Consider the following 2,037-nt stretch of genomic DNA (forward strand, 5'->3'; position numbering starts at 1 on the left):
ATGAATTGAATAATATACTGTGAAATTGCAGGTCCTGTTCAGCGGATAGAATTTCCCGTCATCCGGATATGACATGAACAATGTATAGGTACCTGCCCTGAAATTTGAAATGTCAAGTTCAAGCATGTTGTTTACAGTGCTTGATCGCTTGAATTGATACTGTTTGCCATCGATTGTTATTTTTAGCAGTTTATTGTTTAATGTGTCCGGCAAATAGAGCTCCAAGAGATTTTGATTGCCGTATACGAAATCATCAATACAAAGCTCCAAATCATAGGTCATTTTAAGAGGCTTTGTTTTTGTTCGTGAGGCATCGCTTGATGAGTAAACAACTTTTATTTCATTATCGGTATACTTTACATAGTTTTCAAGAGACAATATATAATCCTCACCGTCAGTATTTTCATTGACGATTAACCTATTGTCAATATATACCTTAACATTGCCTTTGCTGTTTTTTGATGTTTTTACGCTTATGCAGTCATCATGGCCAATATTGATTATCTCGGGAATGGATATTGCCACATCGGTTACAAGGAAGTTGAATGTCTTATTGAATGCATGATAATAACTGTCCCCATAATATATCACTTTAAATGTGTGATTTCCCAAGGCCAATTTTGAAAATGGGTTGTTTTCCCAGTAAAATGTTGGTTTTGCACTAGTTTTTTCAAATAATCTCTCATCAATGTAAAACTCGACAGTACCATTGGCAGACCTTGGAAATACCAATAGCGGAGGATATTTATCTCCTTTAAGAATTTCCTGTGGAAAATTGAAAAGATTGTAATCAGAAGAGTATCTCATGACCTTTAATGGAGTTGTAATGTTTAAGTCAATATTGTTGTAAAAGGCACTAACCTTATAACTCCTATAATCGATCGGCGGCCAGATTGCAATATAGAATTCATGACCTTTTTTAGGTAGCTTGACCGGCACCTTAAATGATTTTTCAGTGATTGTCTGATTGTATATTATCTCATCATCGATTTTAACGGCAAATTCACCTGATGAGTTTTCAGGCAAATCCACTTCAATGTCGCCCAAATCCTCTTCCCACATCTGCTCGTCAAATGTGACATTGATATCCTCACTAGCGCCCAAATTATCATCAGTAATGTTTTCAGATGCACTGACAATGCCCATTGAGAATATAACTGAAATAATAATGGTCAAGATTATTGCTTTTGTAATGTTCATTACTAATAGTATTTGTTAATTGGCAAATATAATTTTAATGTTAAAAAAAAATAAGAAAAATAAGGACGTTAATCCCTATTTTTTAACTTTTACAGTTTGTTTTACAGTGTCTTTCAAGTAGGTTGCCTGATAGGTTACTTTTTTACCTGCTTTAATTTTTTTGAGAACTTTACTTTTAATGGTGAATTTAACCACACCTTTTTTGCTGGTTTTAGCAGTGTATTTTTTACCGTTGAATTTGAGAGTAATTTTTTTATTTGAAACAGGTTTTTTACCTATTTTAACGGTAGCTTGAATAACTAATTTTTTAGCTGATCTTTTAACTGTCACTTTTTTCAAAGTAATGATATGTTTCACTTTTACTGTTTTAGTAACACTAGCTTTCTTATATATTGCAGTGATTTTATATGTACCTGGATTTTGAGTAATTTTGATGGATGCATATCCGTTTTTATCGAGTTTACCTGTTCCAATTACTTTATTGCCTATTTTGAAAGTAACTTTGTCTCCAACTTTAATTAAGTCTTTATCAATTCCTGTGATTTGAACTGTGTATGGAGTTCCTGCATTATAGAAGACATTTGCATTACTCGCTTTAATTGCAGGTTTTTGGACGATTAAATCAATATACTTAAAGTAATAATCATGTTGCTCACCAAATTCCTCATCCTGATAAATATCATAATAAGCAATACTTATTACATATTCACCCGCAGCATAATTACTTAATGAAAAGCTTGCTTTACCGTTAACTAAAGCAACAGATGCAACAAATTCACCATCAATTTCTATTTCTAATTTACCTGTTTTACCTGGAAGATTTAGGGAAATAACTTC

At 32.5% G+C, this 2,037-nt stretch carries 2 protein-coding genes; both read right to left on the bottom strand.

The genetic code is table 11. The features are described 5' to 3' along the window. On the bottom strand, positions 1-1,200 hold a 1,200-nt coding region (locus ACMUOV_RS08800; protein ID WP_413854786.1), incomplete at its 3' end, for a hypothetical protein. A 75-nt stretch (positions 1,201-1,275) separates the two neighbouring features. Next, on the bottom strand, positions 1,276-2,037 hold a 762-nt coding region (locus tag ACMUOV_RS08805; protein ID WP_413854787.1), incomplete at its 5' end, for an Ig-like domain-containing protein.

Origin of the sequence: Candidatus Ruminimicrobium bovinum (assembly GCF_902760015.1) — a bacterium.
GTDB lineage: Bacteria > Elusimicrobiota > Endomicrobiia > Endomicrobiales > Endomicrobiaceae > Ruminimicrobium > Ruminimicrobium bovinum.